The 1,926-nt window shown below is 68.1% G+C and carries 1 protein-coding gene; it reads right to left on the reverse strand.

Translation table 11 applies throughout. The annotated features are described in order from the left end of the window. The coding region (locus ACWGJ2_RS40320; protein ID WP_453351398.1) for a hypothetical protein at positions 1–1,899 on the reverse strand (1,899 nt) is incomplete at its 3' end. Positions 1,900–1,926 lie beyond the last annotated feature (27 nt).

Consider the following 1,926-nt stretch of genomic DNA (forward strand, 5'->3'; position numbering starts at 1 on the left):
GAACTGGCCCAAAACTCCCTTGGGCACGGCGTAGACCGGCTTCTTGGCCAGGCCGAGGCGGGTCAGTTCCATCCCGCCGACGATCATTTCGAGGGTCTTGCCTGCGCCAGTGCCGTGGTACAGGCCGACGCCGTGTTTGGAAGCCCGGATCCGGGCGACCGCAGCCTTCTGATGGGGGTGCAGGGTGTACGCCTGGGACAGTCCCGGGGCCGTTATCTGCACGCCGCTGTAGGTCGGGGGGACGATGGCGTTGTAGCGGTCGTTGTAGTACCGCAGCAGGGTCTCGGCCCGGTCGGGGTCTTCCCACAGCCACATCCGGAAGCGGTCGTCCAACTGCTTGGACTTCGCCAGGGCGAACGCTGTCGCCTTTCGGTCCGTCACCACCTGGCCGTCGGGCGGTATCGTCTTGGTGACCAGGACTTCCTGGTTGTTGAGGAGGTTGCTGGCGAGGGCTTGGGCGGAGCGGGCCTTGGTACCCCAGACGGTGCGGGCCAGCAGACTTCCGGTGTCTCCGCCCTTGACGCTCCAGCGGGCGCCCAGGTTGCTGACCTTGATGTCGTCGTCTTCCAGGATCTCACGCAGGAACTGCTGCACATACGTGGCGCTGACCCAGGCGGCGCCGAGTCGGCTCTGGATCTCGGCGGGTTGAAGGTCGCGAGGGATGACCTCGCGCAGGGCCTCGACGTTGACGGCGAAGGTGGGGTCCTTGGCCGCGGCCTGCTCGGCCGCGGCGAGCTTGCGGCGCACGTTGCCCGACAGGTACTCCATAGGGCGCACCAGACCGCCGGCCGGATCGTCGTAGACGAGGGTGCCCAGCGCCTCGCGTGCTGAGCGTTCGCTGTCCAGGCCAAGCAGGCTGGCCACGACGTCGAGACGGATCTCGTTGTGCTGGTCCCAGCAGATCAGTGCCGCGTCTTCTGGGCTCTGCGCCCGGGTGAGCGGCTCGGGCGGGGCCACGACCCGCTTGGCGAACAGGTCGGCCTTCGCCGCGCTCTGATGGTCCTCGTCGACCTTCTCCAGCGCGAGGACGTACGGGGCGAAAGGGTCGTTGCGGAACCCGCCCATGCGCGGGTAGGTCCGACGCTCCTGTCCGTTGTCCTCCTGCGCGGCTTCGTCGGCAGGAGGGGCGGTGACCTTGAACCGGTTGATCGGGCCGAACCGTGCCACATACGCGTCGTAGCGGCGGTTGAGTTCGGCCCGCAGCTGCGTCATGCGCGGGGTGATGAGATGGTGCTCGGACTCCTCGTCCAGCAGGGCGACTACGACGTCCCGCAGGCCGATCAACTGACGCAGTTCCCTGGCCTGCGTCTTGGCGGGTACGTGCGGGACGGGCCGGCCGTTGCGGATCTCGGTGAAGGTCCCCTCGGGGCCGAGTTCCAGCAGTCCGTCGTACTTTTCCAGGGCCCCGTGGAAGACCATCCGCTCGGTGAAGGTACGGCCCGTCTCCTGGGCACGCTGCGCCACCTGGTCCAGGGCAGCGGCCAGGGCGCCTTCCACCTGCTGGTCTGCTTGCACGACGAGATCGGGACCGTGCCGGGCGACGTCGACCTTGGGGGTACCGAGCACCATCTCCGGGTACCGCACGAAGTAGTTGTTGATCTCGATGGGCTGTGGCGCCACGCCCGCCCGAGAGCCGGGCAGGACGCTCGGTTCGATGTCCAGCCAGTCGGCTTCGGCCGCGGGTTCTGAATCGGCGCGGCGCCGGAAGATGAGCATGTCGGTCACGACCGGTGTTCCGGCGGCTTCCTGGTGGGCGCCGCTGGGCAGGCGGACCGCGCCGAGCAGGTCGCCGAGGGCGGCCATCCGCTCCCGGGCCTCTCGGTGAGCCTGGTCGGTGCCGTCGAGGGTGTAGCGGCTGGTGATCAAAGCGACGATGCCGCCCGGCCGGGTGAACTCCAAGCTCTTCAGGATGAAGTGGTTGTGGAT

The organism is Streptomyces sp. NPDC054796, assembly GCF_053611545.1.